A 23217-nucleotide genomic window follows, 5' to 3' on the forward strand; every position below is an offset into this window, starting at 1 on the left:
TGTGCTCAGCCATCCTAAGCAGCGGCACTGACAGCCGGTCGGGGGGACGCCCCGGGCCTGATGGGGGCTACTCGCAGACGGTCCCCGAAGCGGGCACCCTGCCCTCCAGCAGATAGCCGTCCACGTTCTCCCGTACGCACTTGTTGCCGCCGTTGTACGCCCCGTGGCCCTCGCCCTTGTACGTCAGCACGATGCCGACCCCTTCGCCGAGAGCGGCGGCCATCGCCTTCGTACCCTCGTAGGGCGTCGCCGGGTCTCCGGTGCTGCCGATGACGATGATGGGCGCGGCGCCGGGCGCCGAGACGTCGGGGTGGCTCCATGCGCCGGGCACCGGCCAGCCGTCGCAGCTCGTCAGTCCCCAGCCGAGGTAGTCGCCGAAGACGGGCGACGCCGCGCGGAACTCCGGCAGCTTCGCCTTGGTCTGCGCGAGCGAGTACCGGTCATTGAAGTCGGCGCAGCTGATGGCGGTGTTGGCGGCCATGCTGTTGTCGTAGTGGCCGGTCTGGTCGCGGCCGTTCATCAGATCGGCGAAGGTGAGCAGCAGCCCGCCGTTGCCGCCGTCGGCCTCGTCCAGACCCTGTTCCAGGTACTTCCAGAATTCTTTGGAGTACAGGGTCTGCGCGATGCCCGTGGTGGCCAGCGTCTGGGTCAGCTTCCGCTCGCCGATGCCCGGGATCGGCTTCTCGTCGAGCCGCTGGAGCAGATCGATGACCCAGTTCTGGACCTCCGTCACGGAGTTGCCGGGGATCAGGCATTTCTCGGCGCGCTCGACGCAGTCCCGCGCGAAGTTGGTGAAGGCGAGCTGGAAGCCTTTCGCCTGGCCGAGCGAGGACTGTTCGGCCGTCTTGGTCGGGTCCACGGAGGCGTCGAGCACGGCGCGGCCGACTTTCTCCGGGAAGAGGTGCGCGTAGACGGCGCCGAGTTCGGTGCCGTAGGAGATCCCGAAGTAGTGCAGCTTGCCGTCGCCGAGTACCTGGCGCATCAGATCCAGATCACGGGCGGCGCTGGTGGTGCCGACATGCGGGAGTTCGGTGCCGGAGTTCTTCTCGCAGGCGTCGGTGTACGACTTCTGGCTCTTCTGGAGGGCCTGTTCCTCGGCGCTGTCGTCGGGTGTCGCGTCTCTGGCGTAGAACGCGTCGAGCTCCCGGTTGCCCTCGCACTCCACGGGCACACTGCGGCCGACCCCGCGCGGATCGAAGCTCACCAGGTCGTAGCGGGTGCGCAGATCGGCGAAGTCCGGCCCGAAGCCGGGCAGCGCGGCGACTCCGGAGCCGCCGGGTCCGCCGAAGTTGAAGATCAGCGAGCCGATTCGTTTCTGCTGGTCGACCGAGTGGGCGCGGATCAGGGCCAGCTCGATGGTCTCGCCGTCGGGTTCGGCGTAGTCCAGGGGCGCGTCCATGAAGGAGCACTCCCAGGGGGTGCCGCCGGGCAGCGGGGAGGGGGTGGGGCCGCCGCCCTCGGCCTCGGAAGGAGCCGGGCACTCACGCCACTTCAGCTTCTGCGCCGCGAGCCGCTTCAGCCCGGTCTCGCCGGACGCGGTGCTCGGCACCGGATTCCGCAGCTCGCCTCTGCCCCGGGCCTGGCCGCCGCCGTCTGAGCAGCCCGCGGCCAGCAGCACGGTGAGGGAGGCGGCGAAGGCCACGGTGCGCAGGGCGGAGGAGGTGGTCGGCATGCCACCATCGTGCGCCGCCGCGGAGTGGGGTGCCCGTGCGGGGGGCCATGCGGGTGGTTGTGCGGGCGGACCGTCCGGGGTGGGGGCGCACGCCGTGCGGGGGGCGGGAGCGCGCGCACTGTCCGGGGGGCGGGGAGCGCGCGCCGTCCAAGGGAGGAGGGCGCGCGCCGTACGGGGGCGGGGGCGCGGGCCATCCGGATCCGCCCCCGTCCGGTCGCGGTCTAGAGCGCGCCCTTGCGCGTCAGATGGTTGAACATGAACCACCCCGGCAGCACCGGCAGCCAGAGCGTCAGCGTCCGGTACAGCAGCACCGCGGGCGTCGCGACCTCCTTGGGCACCCCCGCGTAGAACAGGCCCAGGATCAGCGCGCCCTCCACCGCGCCCACACCACCGGGCGTCGGAGCCGCCGACCCCAGCGCGTTGCCCGCGAGGAAGACCACGGCGAGGCTCGCGTAACTGAGCGGCTGCTCGCCGTCGTTGAACGCCCTGATCGAGGCGTCCAGACACATCACGAACACACCGGACAGCAGCAGCATCCCGCCGATGCCGGTGAGCAGCTTCCCCGGCCGCTGAAGCACATCGAGCATGCGCGGCACCACCCCGGCGAACAGCGACCGCAGCCGGGTGGCGACGAACTTCCGCAGGAACGGGATCGCGGTCACCACCAGCACCAGCACCGCGACCGTGAGCAGCCCCGCGATCACCGTTCTGGACGGGTTGAGCGAGGGGGTCTTCTCCGTACCGGTGAGATAGCCGAAGGTCAGCAGCAGCAGGATGTGCGCACCGAGGCCGAAGAGCTGCGACGCGCCCACGCTCGCCACCGCGAGCCCCGGGCGCACTCCCGCGCGCTGGAGGAACCGGGTGTTCAGCGCCACACCGCCGACCGCCGCCGGAGCGACGATCTTGACGAAGGAACCGGCGACCTGCGCCGCGACGGTCCGGAGGAAGGACACCCGCTCGGGTACGAAGCCCAGCAGGCTCATCGCCGCGGCCATATAGCTGAGCGCCGAGAACACGGCCGCCGTGGCCACCCAGCCCCAGTGCGCATGGCTGAAGTCGGTGCTGAAGTCATTGCCCGCGATGAAGGTGAGCAGGAAGTACGCGGCGACGGCTCCGGCGATCAGACTGACGAGCGTCCGGGGTCTGATCCGTTCCAGACGGACCGGCTCCACCGGCGCCTGGGGTCTGATCAGCAGCACCTGATGGCGGATCTGGGTGAGCAGATCCTCCTCGCGCGCCTCGTCCATGGCCTCGTCCATCGCGCGCTTTTCGGCCTGTTTCTCGGCGCGCTCCGACTTGCGTACGGCCTTGCGGTCGGCGGCGGATGCCTCGGCGGCCTTCGCGGAGACCTCCGCGCGGGCCCGCTTGGCGGCGGCGGAGGCTTCGAGCACCGCCTCCCGCTCCCGGTCCGCGCGCTCGCGGGCGAGCCTGCGCAGCGTGGCCCGGGTGGAACGGGTCAGGGCGATCGGCTGGAGCAGCGGCAGACAGTCGGCGACCGCGTCCGGACCGAGGATCTCGACGGCGGTCGCCACCGCGCGCTCGGCGCCCACCCGCAGCCCGATGGCGGTGAGGAGCTGGGCGATGTCCATGCGCAGCACCACATCGCCGGCGGCGATCTCGCCGCCGCGCAGATCGGTCAGGATCACCTTGCCGGAACGATCCACCAGGATCGCCTCGCCGTTCAGCCTGCGGTGCGCGATACGGCGCGACTGGAGCGCCTTCACCTGCCGCCAGGCCCCGCTCACCACGTCGTCGGTGATCTCGTCGTCGGCCATGGCGTCCAGCGAGCGCCCGCCCAGGTGCTCGTAGACCAGCATCACGGCGTCGGGGCCGAGCTCGGAGGTGGCGATCAGCTTGGGGGCGTTCGCACCCGCGGAGATCGCCGCGTACGCCAGCAGGGCCTCCTGCTCCAGCGCCTGGCGGAGCGACTGGAGCGAGCGGCGGGTGGTGATGGAGCGCAGCGTCAGCCGCCGCCAGACCCGGTAGAAGAAGCCCTGCGCCTGCTGCTCGCGGTCGACGACGGTGACATCGAGCGGAGGCCCGTCCTCCAGGGTGACCAGATAGCGGCGGCCCCGGTCGTTCTGCTCGGCCGGGCCGGGCGAGGGCCCGCCGGGCACATCCTCGGCGCGCATCGCGGTGACCGGATGGAAACCGACATGGCGCAGGCCCGCCAGCAGGGTCTGGCCGGTGGGGCGGACGTTCGGCGAGCCGACGGTGTAGAGCGTTCCGTACGCGACGGTCCAGCCGAGCAGCACGGTGAGGATGATCGAGAACGGCGTGGTGTACCCGGCGACCAGCATCGCGAACGCGTCGAGCAGCAGCACCACCCACAGCACCACGCGCCACCGGGGTCTGCGGGCCATGCCCACGGCGGTCATATACGCGATGACGGGTGCGAGATAGCCGTGGACGGGGTCGGTGAGACCGCCGTTGCTCTGGGTCTGGGTGAGCGCGTCCTGGAGGGTGCTGGGCGCGGCCCTGGCGACCCAGAGATCGGTGGCCAGGGTGACGCCGTGCGCGAGCACGGCGGCGAGCACGCCGTCGGCGATGCGGAGTCCGTCGCGTTTGATCAGCCGTTCGATGGCGAAGGCGACGGGGACGAGGAGGACGGCGATGGAGGAGACCAGGCCGGCGATCTTGACGAGCAGGTCGGGGGCCTGGCCGGTGCCCTTGCTGATGTCCTTCTCAAGACCGGCGGTGGTGCCGAGGGCGAAGGAGGCGACGGCGAGCACGACGGCGATGGCGAGGATGCCGACGAGCAGGCGCAGCAGGTCGGAGGGGCGGTGGACACGTGCGGCGAGCAGGGGTTCGTCGCCCGAGACGCGGTCGATGCTGGTGACGTCGGGGACGACGGGGCAGCTGTCATCCGAGCCGTCGTCCGAGCCGTCGTCCGAGCTGTCCGCGGCGGAGTCGGCGGCGGGGTCGGCGGCGGTGGGCCGAGGCTTCTCCGCCGGCTTCTTCTTGGTCAAGGAAGTCTTCTCGTCCGAGCCGGGGTCCTGCTCGTCGGCGCCGCCGGGCGCGCGCTTCGCGCCCGGGCCGTCTTCCGCGCCGGGGCCGTCTTCCGCGCCGGGGCCGTCTCCCGTGCGGGGGCCGTCTCCCGTGCGGGGACCGTCTCCCGTACCCGGGCTGTTCTCCGGGGCCGGACCGTTCTCCGGGTCCGGGCCGCGCCCTGAACCGGGGCCGTGTTCCGGGTACGGCTGGGACTCAGGGGTGCTCGCCGCCCTGCCAGGCTGCACGCCCCGCTCCTTCGCCGTCTCGGTCTCTTCTTGATCTCGTATCACCAGTCACCGCCCGCACGATGGTGGCATGACCGGGCGTCGGGCGGGGGAATCAGGGGGGAATGAGGGGGCCATGAGCGTTGTGCTTTTCGCCACTTCGCCCGGTGAGACCCATTTTGCACCGCTGGTCGTCGTCCACAGAACGCCTGGGGCTGTCGGTGCTGTGCGGCAGGATGGGCGGGATGGAAGAGCTTCCCGATTACGCGGAGCGGGTGCTGGAGGTCGCGGAGCTGATCCCGCCCGGACGGGTGATGACCTACGGCGATGTCGCCGAGTGGCTGGGCGAGGGCGGCCCGCGCCAGGTGGGCAGAGTGATGGCGCTGTACGGCGCGGCCGTGCCCTGGTGGCGCGTGGTCCGCTCCGATGGAGTCCTGCTGCCCGGGCACGAGCTGAGCGCCCTCGCGGAGTACCGGTCCGAGAGCACACCGCTGCGCGAGGCCCCGCGCGGCGCCGAGGGACATCTGCCGCGTCTCGATATGAAGCGGGCGCGCTGGGACGGTGAGGGCTCTCACATATGACAGCTTCGGCCAGTCGGTGGCGGGGCGGGCGTCCACAGGACCGTACGGAGTACGCACCGGATGCGGCGGTCCCGCCGCGCCCCGGCCGTGCACTGGCGTAGCGTCTTCAGCACGCGGCACGGACCGCTCCCTCAGCACCAGCGCACCCACCAGGACCGACGATCCACGTGAGCTCCTTCTCCACCACCGGGCGTACGCCGTACCAGCGACAGGTACCGCGGCGGACCCCGGGCGCGTACCGGCTGGTGCGTACGCCGCCGGGTGCCGTGGTTCACCCAGTACTGGACGCGGCGCAGCGCGCGGTGGTCGACCACAGAGCCGGTCCGCTGCTCGTGCTCGCGGGTCCGGGCACCGGAAAGACCACGACACTGGTGGAGGCCGTGGCCTCGCGGGTGGCGTCGGGAGCCGACCCCGAGCGGATTCTGGTGCTCACCTTCAGCCGCAAGGCCGCGGTGGAGCTGAGGGACCGGATGGCGCTGCGGCTGGGCGGCACCCGGGGGCCGAGGGCGACCACCTTCCACTCGTTCTGCTACGCCCTGGTCCGCGCGCACCAGGACGCCGATCTGTTCGCGGAGCCGCTGCGGCTGCTGTCGGGTCCCGAGCAGGACGTGACCGTACGGGAGCTGCTCACCGGCCAGATCGATCTGGAGGCGGAGGGGCTGGCGCGCAACCACTGGCCGGACGAGCTGCGGGCCTGTCTGACCACCCGGGGCTTCGCCGATGAGGTGCGGGCCGTGCTGGCCCGCAGCCGCGAGCTCGGGCTCGGGCCCGGGGCGCTGGACCGCTTCGCGACGCGCACCGGGCGGCCCGACTGGAAGGCGGCGGCGTCCTTCCTGGCGGAGTATCTGGACATCCTGGATATGCAGGGCGTGCTCGACTACGCGGAGCTGGTGCACCGGGCGGTGCTGCTGGCCGAGCGGACCGCGTCGCCGCTGGACTTCCCGTACGACGCGGTCTTCGTCGACGAGTACCAGGACACCGACCCCTCTCAGGTGCGGCTGCTGCGGGCGCTGGCGGGCGGGGGCCGGACCCTGGTCGCGTTCGGCGACCCGGACCAGTCGATCTACGCCTTCCGGGGCGCGGATGTGAACGGGATCCTGGACTTTCCGGACGCCTTCCGCCATCCGGACGGCAGACCGGCGGATGTGGCGGTCCTGACGACCTCCCGGCGCAGCGGGGCGGAGCTGCTGGCCGCGACCCGTCTGCTGACCCGCAGAATGCCGCTGCCCCGGCTCTCCGTGGACAAGGCGCGGGCCCATCGGGAGCTGGCGGCGACGCGCGAGGGCGGCGCGGTCGAGACGTACACCTTCCCCACGGCGTCGGCGGAGCTCGACAACGTCGCGGACATCCTGCGCCGGGCTCATCTGGAGGACGGGGTTCCGTGGCATGAGATGGCGGTGCTCGTCCGCGCGGGCAACCGCACCATACCGGCGATCCGCCGGGCGCTGACCTCGGCGGGCGTGCCCCTGGAGGTGGACGGCGCGGATGTGCCGCTGCGCCATGAGCCGGCGGTGGCGCCGCTGCTGACGGCCCTCCGCGCGGTGGCGACGGCGGCGACGGCGTTCCCTCGGCACCGGGGGCCGTTCCCGGGGGGCGAGGAGTCCGGCGCCGATTCGTCCGCACGCGCGGCGGAGGCGGGGGTCGGGTCCCTGCCGGTGGGCGAGCGGGAGGTCGGGTCCCTGCCGGTGGGCGAGCGGGAGGTCGTGTCCCTGGCCGTGGGCGAGTCCGAGCCCGTGTCCGAGCCCGTGTCCGAGCCCGTGTCCGAGCCCGTGTCCGAGCCCGTACCCGGGTCGGTGGCGGAGTCCGAGTCCGTGGGCGAGTCCGAGTCCGTGCCCCTGCCGGTGGCGGAGTCCGAGCCCGAGTCCGTATCCCCGTCCGTGGTTGAGCCCGGGCCCGTACCCCTGTCCGAGTCCGCACCGGCCGACTCCGCGCCGGAGCGTGCGGCCGTATCCGGAACCGGGGACGGCATGGCTGTTTCCGGAACCGATGGCGGCGTGGCCGTATCCGGAACCGACGGCGACGGCGACGGGCCGCCGGACGCAGGCGAGGGCTCCCGTGCCGAGGGGGCGGAGGCCGCCGGGCCCGGGTCCGGAGAGCGGGGCACCCCCTGGCTCGACACCGAGACCGCGCTCACCCTCCTCACCTCCCCCCTCGCCGGCATGGACGCCGCCGACCTCCGCCGGCTCGGGCGGGCCCTCCGCGACGAGGAGCGGGCGGCCGGGAACCGGGTGCCTCCGCCCTCCGATCAGCTCATCGCGCGCGCCCTCGCCGAGCCCGAGCGGCTCATCGCCCACGACCGTTCCTACGCCTTCGGCGCACAGCGGCTCGGCGATCTCCTCCGGGCCGCCCGTGAGCTGCTCGAACGCGGCGGCACCGCGGAAGAGGCCCTCTGGGGGCTGTGGAGCGGCACCAGCTGGCCCACCCGTCTGGAGCGGGCTGCCCTGCGCGGCGGCGCGGCCGGGCGCAACGCCGATCGCGACCTCGACGCCGTCTGCGCCCTCTTCGACACCGCCGCCCGCGCCGAGGAGCGCATCGGCGGCCGGGGCGCGCTCAACTTCATCGAGGAGATCGAGGCCCAGGACATCGCCGCCGACACCCTCTCGACCCGCGAGACCCGCCCCGAAGCCGTGCGTCTGATGACCGCGCACCGCTCCAAGGGCCTTGAATGGAGCCTTGTCGTCGTCGCCGGCGTCCAGGAGGGCCTCTGGCCCGACCTCCGCCGCCGTGGATCGCTGCTGGAGGCCGACCGCATCGGCCGCGACGGCCTCGCCGAGCCGCTCACCCCCGGCGCGCTCCTCGCCGAGGAGCGCAGGCTCTTCTACGTGGCCGCCACCCGCGCCCGTGAGCGCCTGGTCGTCACCGCCGTCAAGGCTCCCGCCGACGACGGTGACCAGCCCTCCCGTTTTCTCACCGAGCTCGGCGCGGAGCCCAAGGACGTCACCGGCCGGCCCCGCCGCCCCCTCGCCGTCGCCGCTCTCGTCGCCGAACTGCGGGCCACCACCGTCGACCCCCAGGCGTCCCCGGTACTGCGCGACGCCGCCGCCCAGCGCCTCGCCCGGCTCGCCGCGCTCACCGACGACGAGGGCATGCCCCTGGCGCCGGCCGCGCACCCCGACCAGTGGTGGGGGCTGCGCGAACCCACCCACGGCCCGGAGCCCCTGCGCGACCGGAACCAGCCCGTCGCCCTCTCCGGAAGCGCCCTGGACCAGCTCGCCAACACCTGCTCCCTCCAGTGGTTCCTGGGCCGCGAGGTCAAGGCCGACGCCCCCGCCACCGCCGCCCAGGGCTTCGGAAACGTCATCCATGTGCTCGCGGACGAGGTCGCGTCCGGCCGTACCCCGGCCGATCTCGCCGTCCTCATGGAACGTCTCGACTCCGTCTGGGACGCACTCGTCTTCGACGCCCCCTGGAAGTCGCAGCAGGAGAAGGAGCACGCCCGCGCCGCCCTGGAGCGCTTTCTGCGCTGGCATGTGATGGACCGCGGCGGCCGTGCCCCCACCGCCACCGAACGCGACTTCGACGTCACCCTTAAGGCGGGGGAGTACGCGGTACGCATCCGGGGGTCCATGGACCGCGTCGAACAGGACGCGGAGGGGCGTGCCTACGTCGTGGACTTCAAGACCGGCAAACAGGCCCCCACCCGCGAGGAGGTCGCCCACCACCCGCAGCTCGCGGTCTATCAGCTGGCCGTACGCGAGGGCGCGCTCGACGAGGCGTTCGACGGCCGCCCGCGGCCCGGCGGAGCCGAACTCGTCCATCTGCGGCAGCCCGCCCCCGTGAAGGAGGGCGGCGACACGCTCCCCAAGGTGCAGGCGCAGCAGCCGCTCGAAGGGGAGTGGATCGGCGAGCTGCTCGCCACCGCCGCGGGCCGGGTCCTGGAAGAACGTTTCACCCCGTCCACCGGGCAGCACTGCGCGAACTGCTCGTTCCGCGCTTCGTGCAGCGCGCAGCCGGAGGGACGGCACATCGTGGAGTGAGCCGTCCGCGGGCGGACCGGGTCGTCGGCCGAAGGGCAGGGGAACGCGGGCACGGACGGGAGCCGTCCGTGGGTGGGCAGGCCGAAGGGCACGGAGGCTGGGCACGGCCGGGAGCCGTCCGCGGGCGGGCCAGGCCGGGCCGGGCTGTCGGCCGAAGGGCCATGGGAGCTGTGGGCACGGCCGGGAGCTGCGGGCACCGCCGGGAGTTATCCACAGGCGGACCGGGTTGTCGGCGCCCGCCGTTACCTTTGTGGATGTGACCGCTCGTATCACCGATCCCGAGCAGCTCAAGGAGCTCCTCGGGATCCCCTTCACCCCGGAGCAGACGGCCTGCATCACCGCGCCGCCCGCCCCGCAGGTCATCGTGGCCGGAGCCGGGTCGGGGAAGACGACGGTCATGGCCGCGCGGGTGGTGTGGCTGGTGGGGACCGGTCAGGTCGCCCCCGAGCAGGTCCTCGGCCTCACCTTCACCAACAAAGCCGCGGGCGAGCTGGCCGAGCGGGTCCGCAAGGCGCTGGTCCGGGCGGGGGTGACCGACCCCGATGCGATCGACCCGGACAATCCACCCGGTGAGCCCCGGATCTCCACCTACCACGCCTTCGCCGGGCAGCTCCTCGCCGACCACGGACTGCGCATCGGTCTGGAGCCGACCGCCCGCCTCCTCGCCGACGCCACCCGCCACCAGCTCGCCGCCCGGGTGCTGCGCGAGGCCCCGGGCCCGTATCCGGCGCTGACCCGCTCCTTCTCCTCCCTGGTCAGCGATCTGCTCGCGCTGGACGCCGAGCTCTCCGAGCACCTGGTGCGCCCCGGCCTGCTCGACGACCACGACACCGACGTGCTCCGCGCGCTGGCGGAGGCCAAGCTCTCCAACGCGGATCTGCGCAAGATCCCCGAGGCGGCGTCCGCCCGCCGTGAGCTGCTCGAACTGACCAGGCGCTACCGCGAGGCCAAGCGCGTCCGCGAGCTGCTCGACTTCGGCGACCAGATAGCGCTCTCCGCCGAGCTGGCGCTCACCCGGCCCGCCGTGGGGGCGATCCTGCGGGACGAATTCCGCGTCGTCCTGCTCGATGAGTACCAGGACACCTCGGTCGCCCAGCGGCTGCTGCTCTCCGGGCTCTTCGGCCAGGGCGCCGGCCATGCCGTCACTGCGGTCGGCGACCCCTGCCAGGCCATCTACGGCTGGCGTGGCGCCTCCGTCGCCAATCTCGACGACTTCCCCGAGCACTTCCCCCATGCCGACGGCACTCCCGCCACCCGGTTCTCGCTCAGTGAGAACCGCCGCAGCGGCGGACGGCTGCTCCAGCTCGCCAATGGGCTGGCCGCCCCCCTGCGCGCCATGCACGAAGGCGTCGAGGCGCTGCGTCCCGCTCCCGGCGCCGAGCGCGACGGATCGGTGCGCATCGCCCTGCTGCCCTCCCATACGGAGGAGATCGCGTGGCTCGCCGACTCCATCGCGCACCTGGTGCGCACGGGCAAGGCTCCCGGCGAGATCGCCGTGCTCTGCCGTACGGCGGGCGACTTCGCCGAGATCCAGGGAGCGCTGGTCGCCCGGGACGTCCCGGTGGAGGTCGTGGGCCTCTCCGGGCTGCTCCATCTGCCCGAGGTCGCCGATCTGGTCGCGGTCTGCGAGGTCCTCCAGGACCCGGGGGCCAATGCCTCCCTGGTGCGGCTGCTCACCGGGCCGCGCTGGCGGATCGGCCCCAGGGATCTGGCCCTGCTGGGGCGGCGTGCCCGGCTGCTGGTCCACCGGGCCTCGGACCCGGAGGCCGACGCCGACCAGCGACTCGCAGCCGCCGTGGAGGGCACCGACCCGGCCGAGGTCATCTCGCTCGCCGACGCGCTCGACACCTTCCTCGACGGGGCCGGCGCGGAGGACGGTCTGCCGTTCTCGGCCGAGGCCCGGGTCCGCTTCGCCCATCTCGCCCGGGAGCTGCGCGACCTGCGCCGCTCCCTCTCCGACCCGCTGATGGACGTGCTGCACCGGGTGCTGTCCACGACGGGCCTCGATGTGGAGCTCTCCGCTTCGCCGCACGCCCTGGCCGCGCGCCGCCGCGAGACCCTAGGGAACTTCCTCGACGTCGCGGCCGGGTTCGCCGCTCTGGACGGCGAGGCGTCGCTGCTGGCGTTCCTCGGGTTTCTGCGCACGGCGGCGCAGTTCGAGAAGGGCCTGGACAATGCCCTGCCCGGCGGCGAGAACACCGTCAAGGTGCTGACCGCGCACAAGTCCAAGGGGCTGGAGTGGGATGTGGTGGCGGTCCCCGGTCTGACCGCCAAGCACTTTCCGAGCGAGCAGCCCCGCGAGTCCTGGACCTCGCACGCCAGGGTGCTGCCGCACGCCCTGCGCGGTGACGCGGGCACGCTCCCGGACATCGGGTCATGGGACGCGAAGGGCCTGAAGGCGTTCAAGGACGCGATGAAGGCGCATCAGCACACGGAGGAGCTCCGTCTCGGCTATGTCACCTTCACCCGTCCCCGCTCCCTGCTCCTGGGCTCGGCGCACTGGTGGGGACCGGCCCAGAAGCGCAGCCGGGGGCCGTCGTCGTTTCTGAAGGCGCTGTACGACCACTGTGCGGCGGGTTACGGCGAGATCGAGGTCTGGGCGGAGGAGCCGTCTGCGGACGCGGAGAACCCGCATCTGCTGGAGGCGGGCCCGGACCGGGTCTGGCCGCTGCCGCTGGACTCCGTCTCCCTGGACCGCCGCCGCCGGGCCCGGGACACGGTGCTGGCGCATCTGGAGCGGGAGCGGGGCCGGGCGCGGGGCGGGCTCGGGGAGCGGTCGTCCGCCCCGGAGGCGCCGCAGCCGCCGGACCTGTCAGGGTTCCCGGAGCCGATGGGGCCCTCGGCCTTCTCGGGGCCCTCGGAGTCCTCGGGGTCCGACGAGGCCCTGGAGGCCCTGGAGGCCCTGGAGGCGGCGTATGCGTCCGTGCCGCCGAGCGATCTCTTCCCCTTCGCTTTCCCGGACGAGCCGGACTATTCCGATGAGCCGCCGGATGATTTTCATGATCTGCCTCCGGAGCCGGACCTCCGTGATCTGCCTCCCGAGCCGGACCCCTTCGCGGCGGTCCCGGACGGCGACGGAGGGTCTTCGGGCCCGCTCGCGGACGGCCCGCGATCCGCTGTCGAGCTGCCCCGGCAGGGCGGCCCGTCCGGTCCGTCCGGGCTGGTCGGCCCGTCCGGCCCGGTCGGGTCCGCGCGCGGTCGGGTGCCCCTGCCCCCGGAGCCGGACCACGACGGTCCGTCGGCCGGGCGGCACGCCACCCCCGAGGACCTGCGTGCCATCGCCTCCTGGGACCGCGATCTGCTCTCCCTCGCCCGAGAGCTCCGTCACACCCGCGCCGCCAGTCATGACGTCCTTCTTCCGCCCTCCCTCACCGCGTCCCAGCTGATGCGTCTCGCCGCCGACCCCGACGGCTTCGCCAAGGACCTGGCCCGGCCCATGCCCCGGCCCCCGCAGCCAGCCGCCCGGCGGGGCACCCGGTTCCACGCCTGGGTGGAATCCCGGTTCGAGGAGGTGCCGCTGCCCCTGCTCGATCCCGATGAGCTGCCCGGCGGCGACACCACCGGCCCCGATGTGGCCGAGATCTCCGACGAGCGGGACCTCGCCGCGCTCAAGGAGGCGTTCGAGCGCACCCCGTACGCCCGCCGGACCCCCTACCGGGTCGAGACGCCCTTCCAGATCACCCTCGCGGGCCGGGTGATCAGGGGCCGTATCGACGCCGTCTACCGCACCCCCGCCCCCACCGCGGCGGCAGGCCCCTCCCACCGCTACGAGATCGTCGACTGGAAGACCAGCCGCACCCATGACGCGGACCCCGTCCAGCTCGCCGTCTACCGGCTGGCCTGGGCCGAGCAGCACGGCCTGCCCCCTGAGGAGGTGGACGCCGCGTTCGTGTTCGTACGGAGCGGCGAGGTCGTCCGTCCCCGGTCCCTGCCCGGCCGTGCCGCCCTGGAGGGCATCCTGCTGGGCGGGACGGAAGGCGATACGGTCCCCGGCGACCGTTAGGCTCAGACACATGAGCGACACCCCGGACAGCGCCGTCCGTACGTACATCCAGCAGCATCGCGCCGCCTTCCTCGACGACCTCGCGGAGTGGCTCCGCATCCCCTCCGTTTCGGCCCAGCCCGAGCACGAGGAGGATGTACGGCGCAGCGCCGACTGGCTCGCCGCCAGTCTCCGGGAGACCGGCTTCCCGGTCGCCGAGGTGTGGTCCACGCCCGGCGCGCCCGCCGTGTTCGCCGAGTGGCCGTCCGGCGACCCCGCCGCGCCCACCGTGCTGGTCTACGGGCACCATGATGTGCAGCCCGCCGCCCGCGAGGACGGCTGGCACACCGACCCCTTCGAGCCGACGTTCGTCGGGGGCAGGCTCTACGCCCGTGGCGCGGCCGACGACAAGGGGCAGGTCTTCTTCCACACCCTGGGGGTGCGGGCGCATCTGGCCGCCACCGGGCGCAGCGCGCCCGCCGTCAATCTGAAGCTGCTGATCGAGGGCGAGGAGGAGTCCGGGTCGCCGAACTTCCGGGATCTGGTCGAGGCCAACGCGGGCCGCCTCGCGGCCGACGCCGTGATCGTCTCGGACACCGGTATGTGGTCCGAGGACACCCCCACCGTCTGCACCGGAATGCGCGGGCTCGCGGACTGCGAGATCGAGCTGTACGGCCCCGATCAGGACATCCACTCCGGCTCCTTCGGCGGTGCGGTCCCCAATCCGGCCACGGTCGCGGCCCGTCTCGTCGCCGGGCTGCACGACGAGGACGAGAGGGTCACGATCCCCGGCTTCTACGACGGGATCCCCCCGCTCGGCGACGCGGAGCGCGCGCTCATCGCCGAGCTGCCGTTCGATGAGGCGGCCTGGCTGAGCACGGCCAAGTCGCACGGCACGCTCGGGGAGCGCGGCTACTCCACCCTGGAGCGGGTCTGGGCCCGCCCGACCGCCGAGGTCAACGGCATCGGCGGCGGTTACCAGGGCCCCGGCGGCAAGACGATCGTTCCTTCGTCGGCGGTTCTGAAGCTCTCGTTCCGCCTGGTCGCCGGGCAGGATCCGGACGCGATCGAGGTCGCGGTGAACCAGTGGATCGCCGAGCGCGTCCCGGCGGGCATCCGCTACGACCTCACCTTCGGGGCCTCCACCCGCCCCTGTCTGACCCCGCTGGACCACCCCGCCCTCCAGTCGGTGGTGCGCTCCATGAGCCGGGCCTTCGACGGCGCGAAGATCCGCTTCACCCGTGAGGGCGGCTCGGGACCGGCCGCCGATCTCCAGGATGTGCTGGGCACGCCCGTGCTGTTCCTCGGCATCTCCGTACCGTCCGACGGCTGGCACGCCCCCAACGAGAAGGTCGAGGTGGACCTGCTGTTCAAGGGCGTGGAGACGGCCGCCCATCTGTGGGAGGACCTCGCCGCCGCGGCCATCGGCTGATCCGCCGACCCATCGATCCATCGATCCACCGCCGATTCGCCGATCCGCCGAAACCGAGACCCGATTCACCGGGGGAGTTGGAAGTACGTGAGCACCAACGGTCATGTCACCACGGAGCGCGCCACCGGCCTCACCGCACCGCCCGTCAGCCTGACCGCACCCAGCGGGATCGACCGGGAGGCCCATCACCGCCTGGACGAGGCATGGCTGGCGGCTGCGTGGAGCCACCCCACGACCCGGGTCTTCGTGGTCAGCGGCGGGCAGGCGCTGATCGACGACACCCCCGACGGGCGGACCGAACTGGTCATGACCCCGGCCTTCGAGGCCCCGGTCACCGAGACCCACCGCTACTTCCTGGGCACCGACGAGAACGGGGTGCGCTACTTCGCGCTCCAGAAGGACACCCTGCCGGGCCGGATGGACCAGTCGGCCCGCCCGGCCGGGCTCAGGGAGGCCGGGCTGCTGCTCTCGCCGAGGGACGCCGGTCTGCTGGTGCACGCGGTCGCGCTGGAGAACTGGCAGCGGCTGCACCGCTTCTGCTCACGCTGCGGCGAGCGCACGGTGATCGCGGCGGCGGGCCATGTCCGCCGCTGCCAGGCCTGCGGCGCCGAGCACTATCCGCGCACGGACCCGGCCGTGATCATGCTGGTCACCGATGAGGACGACCGGGTACTGCTGGGCCGCCAGGTGCACTGGCCCGAGGGCCGCTTCTCGACGCTCGCGGGCTTTGTGGAGCCGGGCGAGTCCATCGAGCAGTCGGTGCGCCGCGAGGCATGGGAGGAGGCGGGGGTCACGATCGGCGAGGTCGACTACATCGCCAGCCAGCCCTGGCCCTTCCCGTCCAGCCTGATGCTCGGCTTCACCGCGCGGGCCACCTCGTCCGAGATCACCGTGGACGGCGAGGAGCTCCATGAGGCGCGCTGGTTCTCCCGGGAAGACCTGCGGGCCGCGTTCGAGTCCGGGGAGGTGCTGCCTCCCTTCGGGATCTCGATCGCGGCCCGGCTGATCGAACTCTGGTACGGCGAACCGCTCCCCAGACCGGGAAGCCCGGCCTGAGCGGCCCGCCGGGGCGCCCACGAGGGCCCGCGTGAGCGGGCCCTTCCGGCGGCACCCGCCATGAGGCGGGGTGATCAGGAGGCGAGGGCCTGCTTCACCTGGGCCAGGCTCGGGTTCGTCATGACCGACTCGCTGCCGGCGGGAGAGATCACCAGGAGCGTCGGCACGGTCTGGTTGCCGCCGTTGGCCTTCTCCACGAACGCGGCGGACTCGGGGTCCTGCTCGATGTTGATCTCGGTGTACGCGATGCCCTCGCGGTCCATCTGGCTCTTCAGCCGACGGCAGTATCCGCACCAGGTGGTGCTGTACATCGTCACAGTGCCCGACATCGTCTTCCGGCTCCTCTGCTGGTCTGCTGTCCTGTGGTCTGCTGGTCCGCGCTCCGCCGACCCGGCGGGCGCGGACATGCGTCCGCGCCCGCCGGGTGCGCTACCGCTAGAACATACGTGTCCCGGCCACCATTCCCCGCGCCCGGTACTCTCCCGCCCGCACCCGGATCCGGCGCGGACCCGCACCCGATCACCGTACGGCCCGGTACCGGTATGACTACAGCCTCCCGGCTGTGGACAACCGCCGCACCGGCCTCCGTGGACCTGGCAGCATGGCAGTGTGACAGCAGCAACGCACTCCTCTCTTTTCCCGCAGGTCCCCGAGTCGGCCGACGCGGTGCTCGACGGGCTCGACCCCGAGCAGCGCGAGGTGGCGACCGCCCTGCACGGTCCGGTGTGCGTGCTGGCGGGCGCTGGCACGGGCAAGACACGGGCGATCACCCACCGCATCGCCTACGGCGTCCGCGCGGGCATACTCCAGCCCGGCAGCGTGCTGGCCGTCACTTTCACCAACCGTGCCGCGGGTGAGATGCGCGGGCGGCTGCGGCAGCTCGGCGCGGGCGGCGTCCAGGCCCGCACCTTCCACTCCGCGGCCCTGCGCCAGCTGCAGTACTTCTGGCCGAAAGTCGTCGGCGGTGATCTGCCCCGGCTGCTGGATCGCAAGATCCAGCTGGTCGCGGAGTCGGCCGCGCGCTGCCGTATCCGGCTCGACCGCAATGAGCTGCGCGATGTCACCAGCGAGATCGAGTGGGCGAAGGTCACCCAGACCGTGCCCGCCGACTATCCGGCGGCCGTCGCCAAATCCCTGCGGGAGGCCCCGCGCGACCCGGCTGAAATCAGCCAGATCTATGGGATGTACGAGCAGCTCAAGCGCGATCGCGCGGTGATTGACTTCGAGGACGTCCTGCTGCTGACGGTCGGCATCCTCCAGGACCGCCGTGACATCGCCGACCAGATCCGCCGCCAGTACCAGCATTTCGTCGTGGACGAGTACCAGGACGTGAGCCCGCTCCAGCAGCGCCTGCTCGATCTGTGGCTCGGGGACCGCGACAGCCTCTGCGTCGTCGGCGACGCCAGCCAGACGATCTACTCCTTCACCGGAGCCACCCCCGACCATCTGCTGAACTTCCGTACCCGCCACCCCTCGGCGACCGTCGTCAAACTGGTCCGCGACTACCGCTCCACCCCCGAGGTCGTCCACCTCGCCAACGGACTGCTCAACCAGGCCCGCGGCCGGGCTGCCGAGCACCGCCTCGAACTGGTCTCCCAGCGCGACCCCGGCCCCGCGCCCTCCTATACGGAGTACCCGGACGAACCGGCGGAGGCCGAGGGCACCGCCCGCAGGATCCGCGATCTGATCGCCGCGGGCGTGCCCGCCGGAGAGATCGCCGTGCTCTACCGGATCAACGCCCAGTCGGAGGTCTACGAGCAGGCCCTCGCCGATGCGGGAGTCCCCTATCAGCTGCGCGGCGCGGAGCGCTTCTTCGAACGCCAGGAAGTGCGGGAAGCGGGCGTCGCCCTGCGCGGAGCGGCCCGCGCGGGGGGCAATGACTCTCTGCTCGACGACGCGGAGAATCTGCCTTCCCAGGTCCGCGCGGTGCTCTCCACCAAGGGCTGGACCACCGAGCCGCCCGCTGGGTCCGGAGCGGTGCGCGACCGCTGGGAGTCCCTGGCCGCGCTGGTGCGCCTCGCGGAGGACTTCGCCCGGGTCAAGCCCGAGGCCACGCTCGCCGACCTGGTGGCCGAGCTGGACGAGCGGGCCGCCGCCCAGCACGCCCCCACCGTGCAGGGGGTCACCCTCGCCTCCCTGCACGCGGCGAAGGGCCTGGAGTGGGATGCCGTCTTCCTGGTCGGGCTCACCGAGGGCATGATGCCGATCACCTATGCCAAGACCGATGAGCAGGTGGAGGAGGAGCGGCGGCTGCTCTATGTCGGCGTCACCCGCGCCCGGCTCCATCTCTCGCTGTCCTGGGCGCTCTCCCGCTCCCCGGGAGGCCGCGCCTCCCGCCGCCCCACGCGCTTTCTGAACGGGATGCGCCCGGGTTCGGCCGCCCCCGGGTCCCGGGGGGCCGCGGGAGCGGGCGGGGCCGAGCGCGGCAGCGGGCGGCGCAAGCGGCGTGGCCCGGTGCTCTGCCGGGTGTGCGGCACGACGCTGACCGACGCGGGCGAGATGAAGCTGATGCGCTGTGAGGACTGCCCGTCCGACATGGACGAGGCGCTGTACGAGCGGCTGCGCGAGTGGCGCTCGGAACAGGCGAAGGAACTGGGCCAGCCCGCCTACTGCGTGTTCACCGACAAGACCCTGATGGCGATCGCCGAGAGCGTCCCGGGCGACGCGGGCGAGCTGTCGGGCATCTCCGGTGTCGGCGGTCGCAAACTGGAGCGGTTCGGAGCCGATGTCCTCGCCATCTGCGCAGGTCAGGAGCCGGGGCAGGAGGCCGAGGAGGGGTCCGCGGAAGACTGAGACAAACTCGTCGGAAAAATAGTTTGCGCAGGCCCCGACGCTCCCCATAGGTTCTTAACCACGCGAACAGCGGCTTCTCCGAAGCCCTGTCATCGTGTTGTACTTATCCGAATACAGCGACCGGCTTCGGCCGGTCCCGAGACGCCGAGAGGAGGCGAGTCCAGTGATCAGCAACAACATCAGCTCCATCAAGCCCATCCCGATGACCGATCGCTCGATCGTCGCCTCCGCCTGCTCGCTCGGCTTCTCGGCGTCGTTCCGCGCCACCGGTCTGTCCGGTCTCCGGACCGAGACGGCTCTGCTGCCTCTGGCAGGACTTCCCGTCCCCATGGGCAATGAGCGACCGACCAAGGCACTGGAAGCAGCAGTAGCGACGGCGGAGGCGAAAGCCTATGCCTTTGCGGCAGCCAGTGCCGGAACCGTGCAGCAGACGCACCACCACCACACCAAGTGGGCCTTCCGTGGGCTCAAACCCTGGAGTGATCCAGCCTGATCTGATCAGGCTGGCGCCTTCAGGGCCGCGGAACCCCACTCGGGATCCGCGGCCCTTCTGTTTTCCCTGGACCAGGGGAGCCAGAGCGAAGGGGCCTCGGGACAGCAGCACCCGGTACCAGCCCCCCGGCACCGCCCGGGGGACCACCAACCGGCCGACCGGCCGGACCGACAAGACGAGGAAAGACACCACCGTGCAACTCGAAGCGCACGCCCCGTCCGTACCGCATTCCGAGACGATCCCCTTGCCCGCTCCCACGGAGGACCCCACCTTGACCCCGCTCACCCCACTCACCGCGCTGACCGCGCTCGATGACGCCATCGAGAACCTCGGCGTACCCGTTCCCTGCCGCTCCTACGACCCGGAGGTCTTCTTCGCCGAGTCCCCCGCGGACGTGGAGTACGCCAAGTCCCTCTGCCGCACCTGCCCGCTGATGGAGGCTTGCCTCGCGGGTGCCAAGGAGCGGCGTGAGCCGTGGGGTGTCTGGGGCGGAGAGCTCTTCGTCCAGGGCGTGGTCGTCGCCCGGAAGCGGCCCCGTGGTCGCCCGCGCAAGAACCCGGTCTCGGCATGAACGTCATCGGGACCATCGACCGCCCCCTCACGCACGATCCCCAGAAGCAGGCCCCCATGCCCACTTCCACGAGCGAGCCCTCCGGCTCCGCCACCTCAGACGTCACCACCATCGGCGCGAACGCCTCGCGTCAGAACAGGACCCGTGAGATGCAACTCATCCCAGAAGCTCTAGCCCGTGCGCATATGCATGAGCGCATGCGCGAGGCCGAGACGGAGCGCCGGGCCGTACACCTGGTCTCCGCCCGGCGGATGCAGCGCCGCGCCGAGCGTGTCTCGATGCGCGCCCGCCGTGCGCTCGCCATGGCCGTCATGAACTGACAGCAGCTGAACCCGCGGGGGCCGGTCCGAACGGACCGGCCCCCGCGGTGCGTTGTCCCCCCGCCGGGCCGCCCGGGGGGTTATCGTCACCGGGTGGATGAGCAGCAGACTCCCCGCCCGGTGCGACCGGGTGCCGAGAACGTCGTGTGTTCCCGCTGCGGCAAGGCCGCGGAGGGGATCCCGCCCACCTGGATCTGCTCCGTGGAGAACCACACCCGTCACTACTTCTGCGAGGGCTGCGCGCGGGCCAATCTCCGCGCGATCGAGAGCCGTCTCGACTCGGCCTGGTGGTGACCGCGAGGTCTGCCCCGGCCCCGCGGCGGCGGCCCGGAAGCCCGGGGCTCAGCTTCCGGCCTCGACCACCGCGTCCGCCTCCGGCTCCTCGGCGTCCTCGTACTCGTACTCGTACTCCGCCAGGAACCCTGGCACCCATGCCTCCAGTTCATCGCGCAGCCGCACCGTCGCGTTCAGCTGGCACAGCACGCCGATCGTGCTCAGCGTGACACGGTGTATCAGCAGATAGGAGGGTGGCAGATTGAGCTGCTTCCCCAGCTGGTACGCGGGGGAGCGGATGTCGGCGAGCCGGGCCGCCTGGGTGCGCATCCAGCTCCGGGTGAAGGTGAACTCCTCGACCTCCGCCGGTTCGATGATCGGAAGCAGATAGTCCAGTACCGCGTCGGGATCGAGTTCTATCTCGTCCTTGACGAAGCCCTCCTCGCACAGCAGCCCGTACACCGCCTCGGCCTGGCCCTCCAGCGTCATCCGCAGACAGTCCCCGATGGGATCGGGCAGCCCACCGGGCAGCCGGTCCACCGTCCCGAAGTCGAGTACGCCGAGCCGCCAGCCCTCGCCGTCCTCCTCGGGCAGCAGCCGGAAGTTCCCCGGGTGCGGGTCCGCGTGCAGCAGACCCGTACGAGCGGGTCCCGAGAAGAGGAACCGCGCCAGCAGCTGACCGGCCCGGTCCCGCTGCTCCTCGGTGCCGTCCGAGATCACCTCGGCCAGCGGGATCCCGTCCATCCACTCGGTCACCAGCACCTGATCCGACTGGAACACCACATCGGGCACCCGCACATCCGGATCGTCCGCGAACTCCGCCGCGTGCTCCCGCTGGGACCGTGCCTCAAGGTCGTAGTCCAGCTCCTCGGAGACCCGGTCACGGAGCTCGGTGATCAGCGGCTTGATGTCCATTCCCGGGATCAGCGGCCCCAGCAGCTTGGCGAATCGGCTGAGCTGCGTCAGATCGGAGAGCAGCGCCTCACCCGCCCCCGGATACTGCACCTTCACCGCCACCTCGCGGCCGTCGTGCCAGACCGCGCGGTGCACCTGACCGATGGACGCGGCTGCCGACGGCTTGTCCTCGAAGTTCAGGAACAGCTCCTGCCACTCATCGCCCAGGCGCTCCGTCAGCACCGCGTGGACCGTGCTGGTCGGCATCGGGGGAGCGGCGTCCTGGAGCTTGGTGAGCGCCGCACGGTAGGGCCCCGCGATCTCTTCCGGCAGTGCGGACTCGAAGACGGACAGGGCCTGTCCGAATTTCATGGCCCCGCCCTTGAGCTCACCGAGCACCCGGAAGAGCTGGTCCGCCGTGCGCTGTTGCAGCTCGCGGGCGACGATCTCCGCCGACTTCCCGCCGATCCTTTTGCCGAGCCCCCACGTGGCACGGCCGGCGAACCCCAGTGGCAGCGCGGCCAACTTGGCAGTCCGGGTGATCGCCTTCCGGGGAAGATCAGACATGAGCCCCTCCAAATCCCAGACGGCCGTGCCGCGTGTACCGTACGGCCCGTGCTCCGTTGACGCCGGTTACCCGGCCATTGTCTCGTGCGAGGGCTCCAAGCCCGAGGTGTCGTGTACCTCACTTTTCCCGGCGGAACCGCAGACGCAGCGGGGATGCGGCGCGATCCGCTCCGAGCGCCAGTCGAGCAGCGGCAGCGAGGTCTCCCAGCGGGCTCCCGCGCTGGTGGGCAACTCGCCGTCGAGGAACGACAGCGCGTGCGCCGCGGCCATTCCCGCGACCGCCGCGGCCAGCGCGGTGTCACCCGCGGGGACAGGGGCGCGACGCCCGCCCGAGCGCCACTGCGCCAGCAGCCGCGGCCATCCCGGATCGCGCTCCGTCCGGGCCAGCTCCAGGCATCCCGCGCACCCTGTGCCGCCGGGCAGCACCAGAGGCCCCACCATCCCCGTCGCCTCGATGACTCCCGCGTAGAGATGGGGCGTTCCGGTGGCGATCCAGTCCGAGGCGGGCGCCGGATCGGGGGCGTAGGCCATCAGCCCGTCGCGCGGACAGACAATGATCAGGGAGAGCCCGCCCTCCCCGGAGCCGGGCGGCTCACCGCCGGCCCGCGCCGCCGCTCCCGGTCCACCCTCCCGGGCCATGGCGCCGCCCCCGGCGACACCCTTTCCGGTGACTGCCCCTCCTGCGGCACGCCCCGCCATGGCACCGGTCGAGCGCTGGGGCGGAATCGGCGCGACCTCACGCACCCGCCGACGGGCCGCCGCCTCCCGCCGCTCACCGACCGCCTCGGGCGCCAGCCCGCCGGGCGATACATCGCCGGGCTCGACGCGGCCACCGTCCAGTACCTCGATACGCCCCACCCCCGAAGCGGACAGCAGCGCCGCCACCGCCGCACCGACCCTGCCGGCGCCCCGGATCTGGATCCGTACGGCCCGCCGGGCGGCCAGCCGCCGCATCCCCGCGCCGGGCTCCGGGTGGACCACCGAGAGCGCCGCCAGATCGGGCCGCAGCCGGTCGACGGCTCCGGCCCTGGCGCGCAGCGCCTCGGCGGCCGGTCCGCCCGCCGTGGGATCGTCCAGCAGGCCCGCCGCCGTCAGCCGCTGCACCAAGGCGTCCGAGTGCCCCTCGGGCAGCCCTATCGCCCGGGCCTCCTCGCGCAGCAGCGGCAGTCCCCGTGTCCCGTCGAGCAGTTCGAGCAGGGCCCCGGTCGCCGTGTCCACCGGGCCGAGCGTCACCGCGTGGGCGGGCGTCACTCCGAACTGGATGCTCTGCCGTTCTCGCCATGCCCGCCGCAGGGCAGGTTTCAGCATCGGATGCATATCCGCTTCCCCCGTTTGTAGGAGTACAGAGGATCTCCCCGTCGATCCGCTGCCAGAATGCACGGCCGGGCCGA

The 23217-nt window shown here is 72.3% G+C and carries 15 protein-coding genes; 10 read left to right on the forward strand and 5 right to left on the reverse strand.

The genetic code is table 11. The features are described from left to right. Nucleotides 1–67: 67 nt before the first annotated feature. On the reverse strand, nucleotides 68–1672 hold the full coding sequence (locus FF041_RS31415) for an alpha/beta hydrolase (RefSeq protein ID WP_153525905.1): 1605 nt from the start codon (nucleotides 1670–1672) through the stop codon (nucleotides 68–70). 221 nt (nucleotides 1673–1893) lie between these two features. After that, nucleotides 1894–4908, reverse strand: coding sequence for a lysylphosphatidylglycerol synthase domain-containing protein (locus FF041_RS31420; protein WP_323393247.1), 3015 nt, complete (start codon nucleotides 4906–4908; stop codon nucleotides 1894–1896). A gap of 215 nt (nucleotides 4909–5123) precedes the next feature. Here FF041_RS31420 and FF041_RS31425 point away from each other — a divergent pair, with 215 nt between their 5' ends. The 5 genes from FF041_RS31425 (at nucleotide 5124) to nudC (ending at nucleotide 15915) form a co-directional block, all read left to right on the forward strand. Next, nucleotides 5124–5468, forward strand: a complete 345-nt coding sequence (locus tag FF041_RS31425) for an MGMT family protein (RefSeq protein WP_153526048.1) — start codon at nucleotides 5124–5126, stop codon at nucleotides 5466–5468. Nucleotides 5469–5635: 167 nt separating this feature from the next. Continuing rightward, nucleotides 5636–9445, forward strand: coding sequence for a UvrD-helicase domain-containing protein (locus FF041_RS31430; protein ID WP_323393249.1), 3810 nt, complete (start codon nucleotides 5636–5638; stop codon nucleotides 9443–9445). A 256-nt stretch (nucleotides 9446–9701) separates the two neighbouring features. Continuing rightward, entirely contained in the window at nucleotides 9702–13448 is a 3747-nt protein-coding gene (locus FF041_RS31435; protein WP_323393251.1) for a UvrD-helicase domain-containing protein, read from the forward strand. 10 nt (nucleotides 13449–13458) lie between these two features. Next, nucleotides 13459–14859, forward strand: coding sequence for a dipeptidase (locus FF041_RS31440; RefSeq protein ID WP_153525907.1), 1401 nt, complete (start codon nucleotides 13459–13461; stop codon nucleotides 14857–14859). Nucleotides 14860–14946: 87 nt separating this feature from the next. After that, nucleotides 14947–15915: an NAD(+) diphosphatase gene (nudC, locus tag FF041_RS31445; protein WP_323371302.1), complete on the forward strand. Its 969-nt coding sequence runs from the start codon at nucleotides 14947–14949 to the stop codon at nucleotides 15913–15915. Nucleotides 15916–15989: 74 nt separating this feature from the next. Here the strand turns inward: nudC and FF041_RS31450 are convergent, their stop codons facing one another. Beyond that, the gene (locus tag FF041_RS31450; protein WP_153482014.1) at nucleotides 15990–16244 is read right to left on the reverse strand and encodes a mycoredoxin; all 255 of its coding nucleotides are present in this window, start codon (nucleotides 16242–16244) and stop codon (nucleotides 15990–15992) included. Nucleotides 16245–16524: 280 nt separating this feature from the next. On the opposite strand from FF041_RS31450, the gene FF041_RS31455 reads away from it, so the two are divergent. The 5 genes from FF041_RS31455 (at nucleotide 16525) to FF041_RS31475 (ending at nucleotide 20386) form a co-directional block, all read left to right on the forward strand. Then, nucleotides 16525–18708, forward strand: a complete 2184-nt coding sequence (locus FF041_RS31455) for an ATP-dependent DNA helicase UvrD2 (RefSeq protein WP_323393253.1) — start codon at nucleotides 16525–16527, stop codon at nucleotides 18706–18708. A gap of 163 nt (nucleotides 18709–18871) precedes the next feature. Beyond that, a complete protein-coding gene (locus FF041_RS31460; RefSeq protein ID WP_323371304.1) occupies nucleotides 18872–19201 on the forward strand; it encodes a hypothetical protein in 330 nt (109 codons plus the stop codon). 193 nt (nucleotides 19202–19394) lie between these two features. After that, nucleotides 19395–19772: a WhiB family transcriptional regulator gene (locus FF041_RS31465; protein ID WP_323371305.1), complete on the forward strand. Its 378-nt coding sequence runs from the start codon at nucleotides 19395–19397 to the stop codon at nucleotides 19770–19772. Continuing rightward, complete coding sequence (locus FF041_RS31470) at nucleotides 19769–20092, forward strand: hypothetical protein (protein ID WP_153482015.1); 324 nt, start codon at nucleotides 19769–19771, stop codon at nucleotides 20090–20092. Before FF041_RS31465 ends, FF041_RS31470 begins: the two co-directional genes overlap by 4 nt. A gap of 93 nt (nucleotides 20093–20185) precedes the next feature. Beyond that, nucleotides 20186–20386, forward strand: a complete 201-nt coding sequence (locus tag FF041_RS31475; protein WP_153482017.1) for a hypothetical protein — start codon at nucleotides 20186–20188, stop codon at nucleotides 20384–20386. Nucleotides 20387–20434: 48 nt separating this feature from the next. On the opposite strand, the gene FF041_RS31480 is transcribed toward FF041_RS31475, so the two are convergent. Both FF041_RS31480 and FF041_RS31485 read right to left on the reverse strand, forming a co-directional pair. Continuing rightward, on the reverse strand, nucleotides 20435–21826 hold the full coding sequence (locus FF041_RS31480) for an ABC1 kinase family protein (protein ID WP_153525908.1): 1392 nt from the start codon (nucleotides 21824–21826) through the stop codon (nucleotides 20435–20437). A 66-nt stretch (nucleotides 21827–21892) separates the two neighbouring features. After that, on the reverse strand, nucleotides 21893–23143 hold the full coding sequence (locus FF041_RS31485; RefSeq protein ID WP_153525909.1) for a TOMM precursor leader peptide-binding protein: 1251 nt from the start codon (nucleotides 23141–23143) through the stop codon (nucleotides 21893–21895). Between the last annotated feature and the right edge of the window lie 74 nt (nucleotides 23144–23217).

Origin of the sequence: Streptomyces jumonjinensis (assembly GCF_009600885.1) — a bacterium.
Lineage (GTDB): Bacteria > Actinomycetota > Actinomycetes > Streptomycetales > Streptomycetaceae > Streptomyces > Streptomyces jumonjinensis.

What these genes read in the sequence shown, in the direction of transcription:
- FF041_RS31415 (WP_153525905.1), bottom strand. Translation starts at nt 1,672, where the DNA reads ATGCCGACCACCTCCTCCGCCCTGCGCACCGTGGCCTTCGCCGCCTCC.
- FF041_RS31425 (WP_153526048.1), top strand. Translation starts at nt 5,124, where the DNA reads ATGGGCGGGATGGAAGAGCTTCCCGATTACGCGGAGCGGGTGCTGGAG.
- FF041_RS31440 (WP_153525907.1), top strand. Translation starts at nt 13,459, where the DNA reads ATGAGCGACACCCCGGACAGCGCCGTCCGTACGTACATCCAGCAGCAT.
- FF041_RS31450 (WP_153482014.1), bottom strand. Translation starts at nt 16,244, where the DNA reads ATGTCGGGCACTGTGACGATGTACAGCACCACCTGGTGCGGATACTGC.
- FF041_RS31470 (WP_153482015.1), top strand. Translation starts at nt 19,769, where the DNA reads ATGAACGTCATCGGGACCATCGACCGCCCCCTCACGCACGATCCCCAG.
- FF041_RS31480 (WP_153525908.1), bottom strand. Translation starts at nt 21,826, where the DNA reads ATGTCTGATCTTCCCCGGAAGGCGATCACCCGGACTGCCAAGTTGGCC.
- FF041_RS31485 (WP_153525909.1), bottom strand. Translation starts at nt 23,143, where the DNA reads ATGCATCCGATGCTGAAACCTGCCCTGCGGCGGGCATGGCGAGAACGG.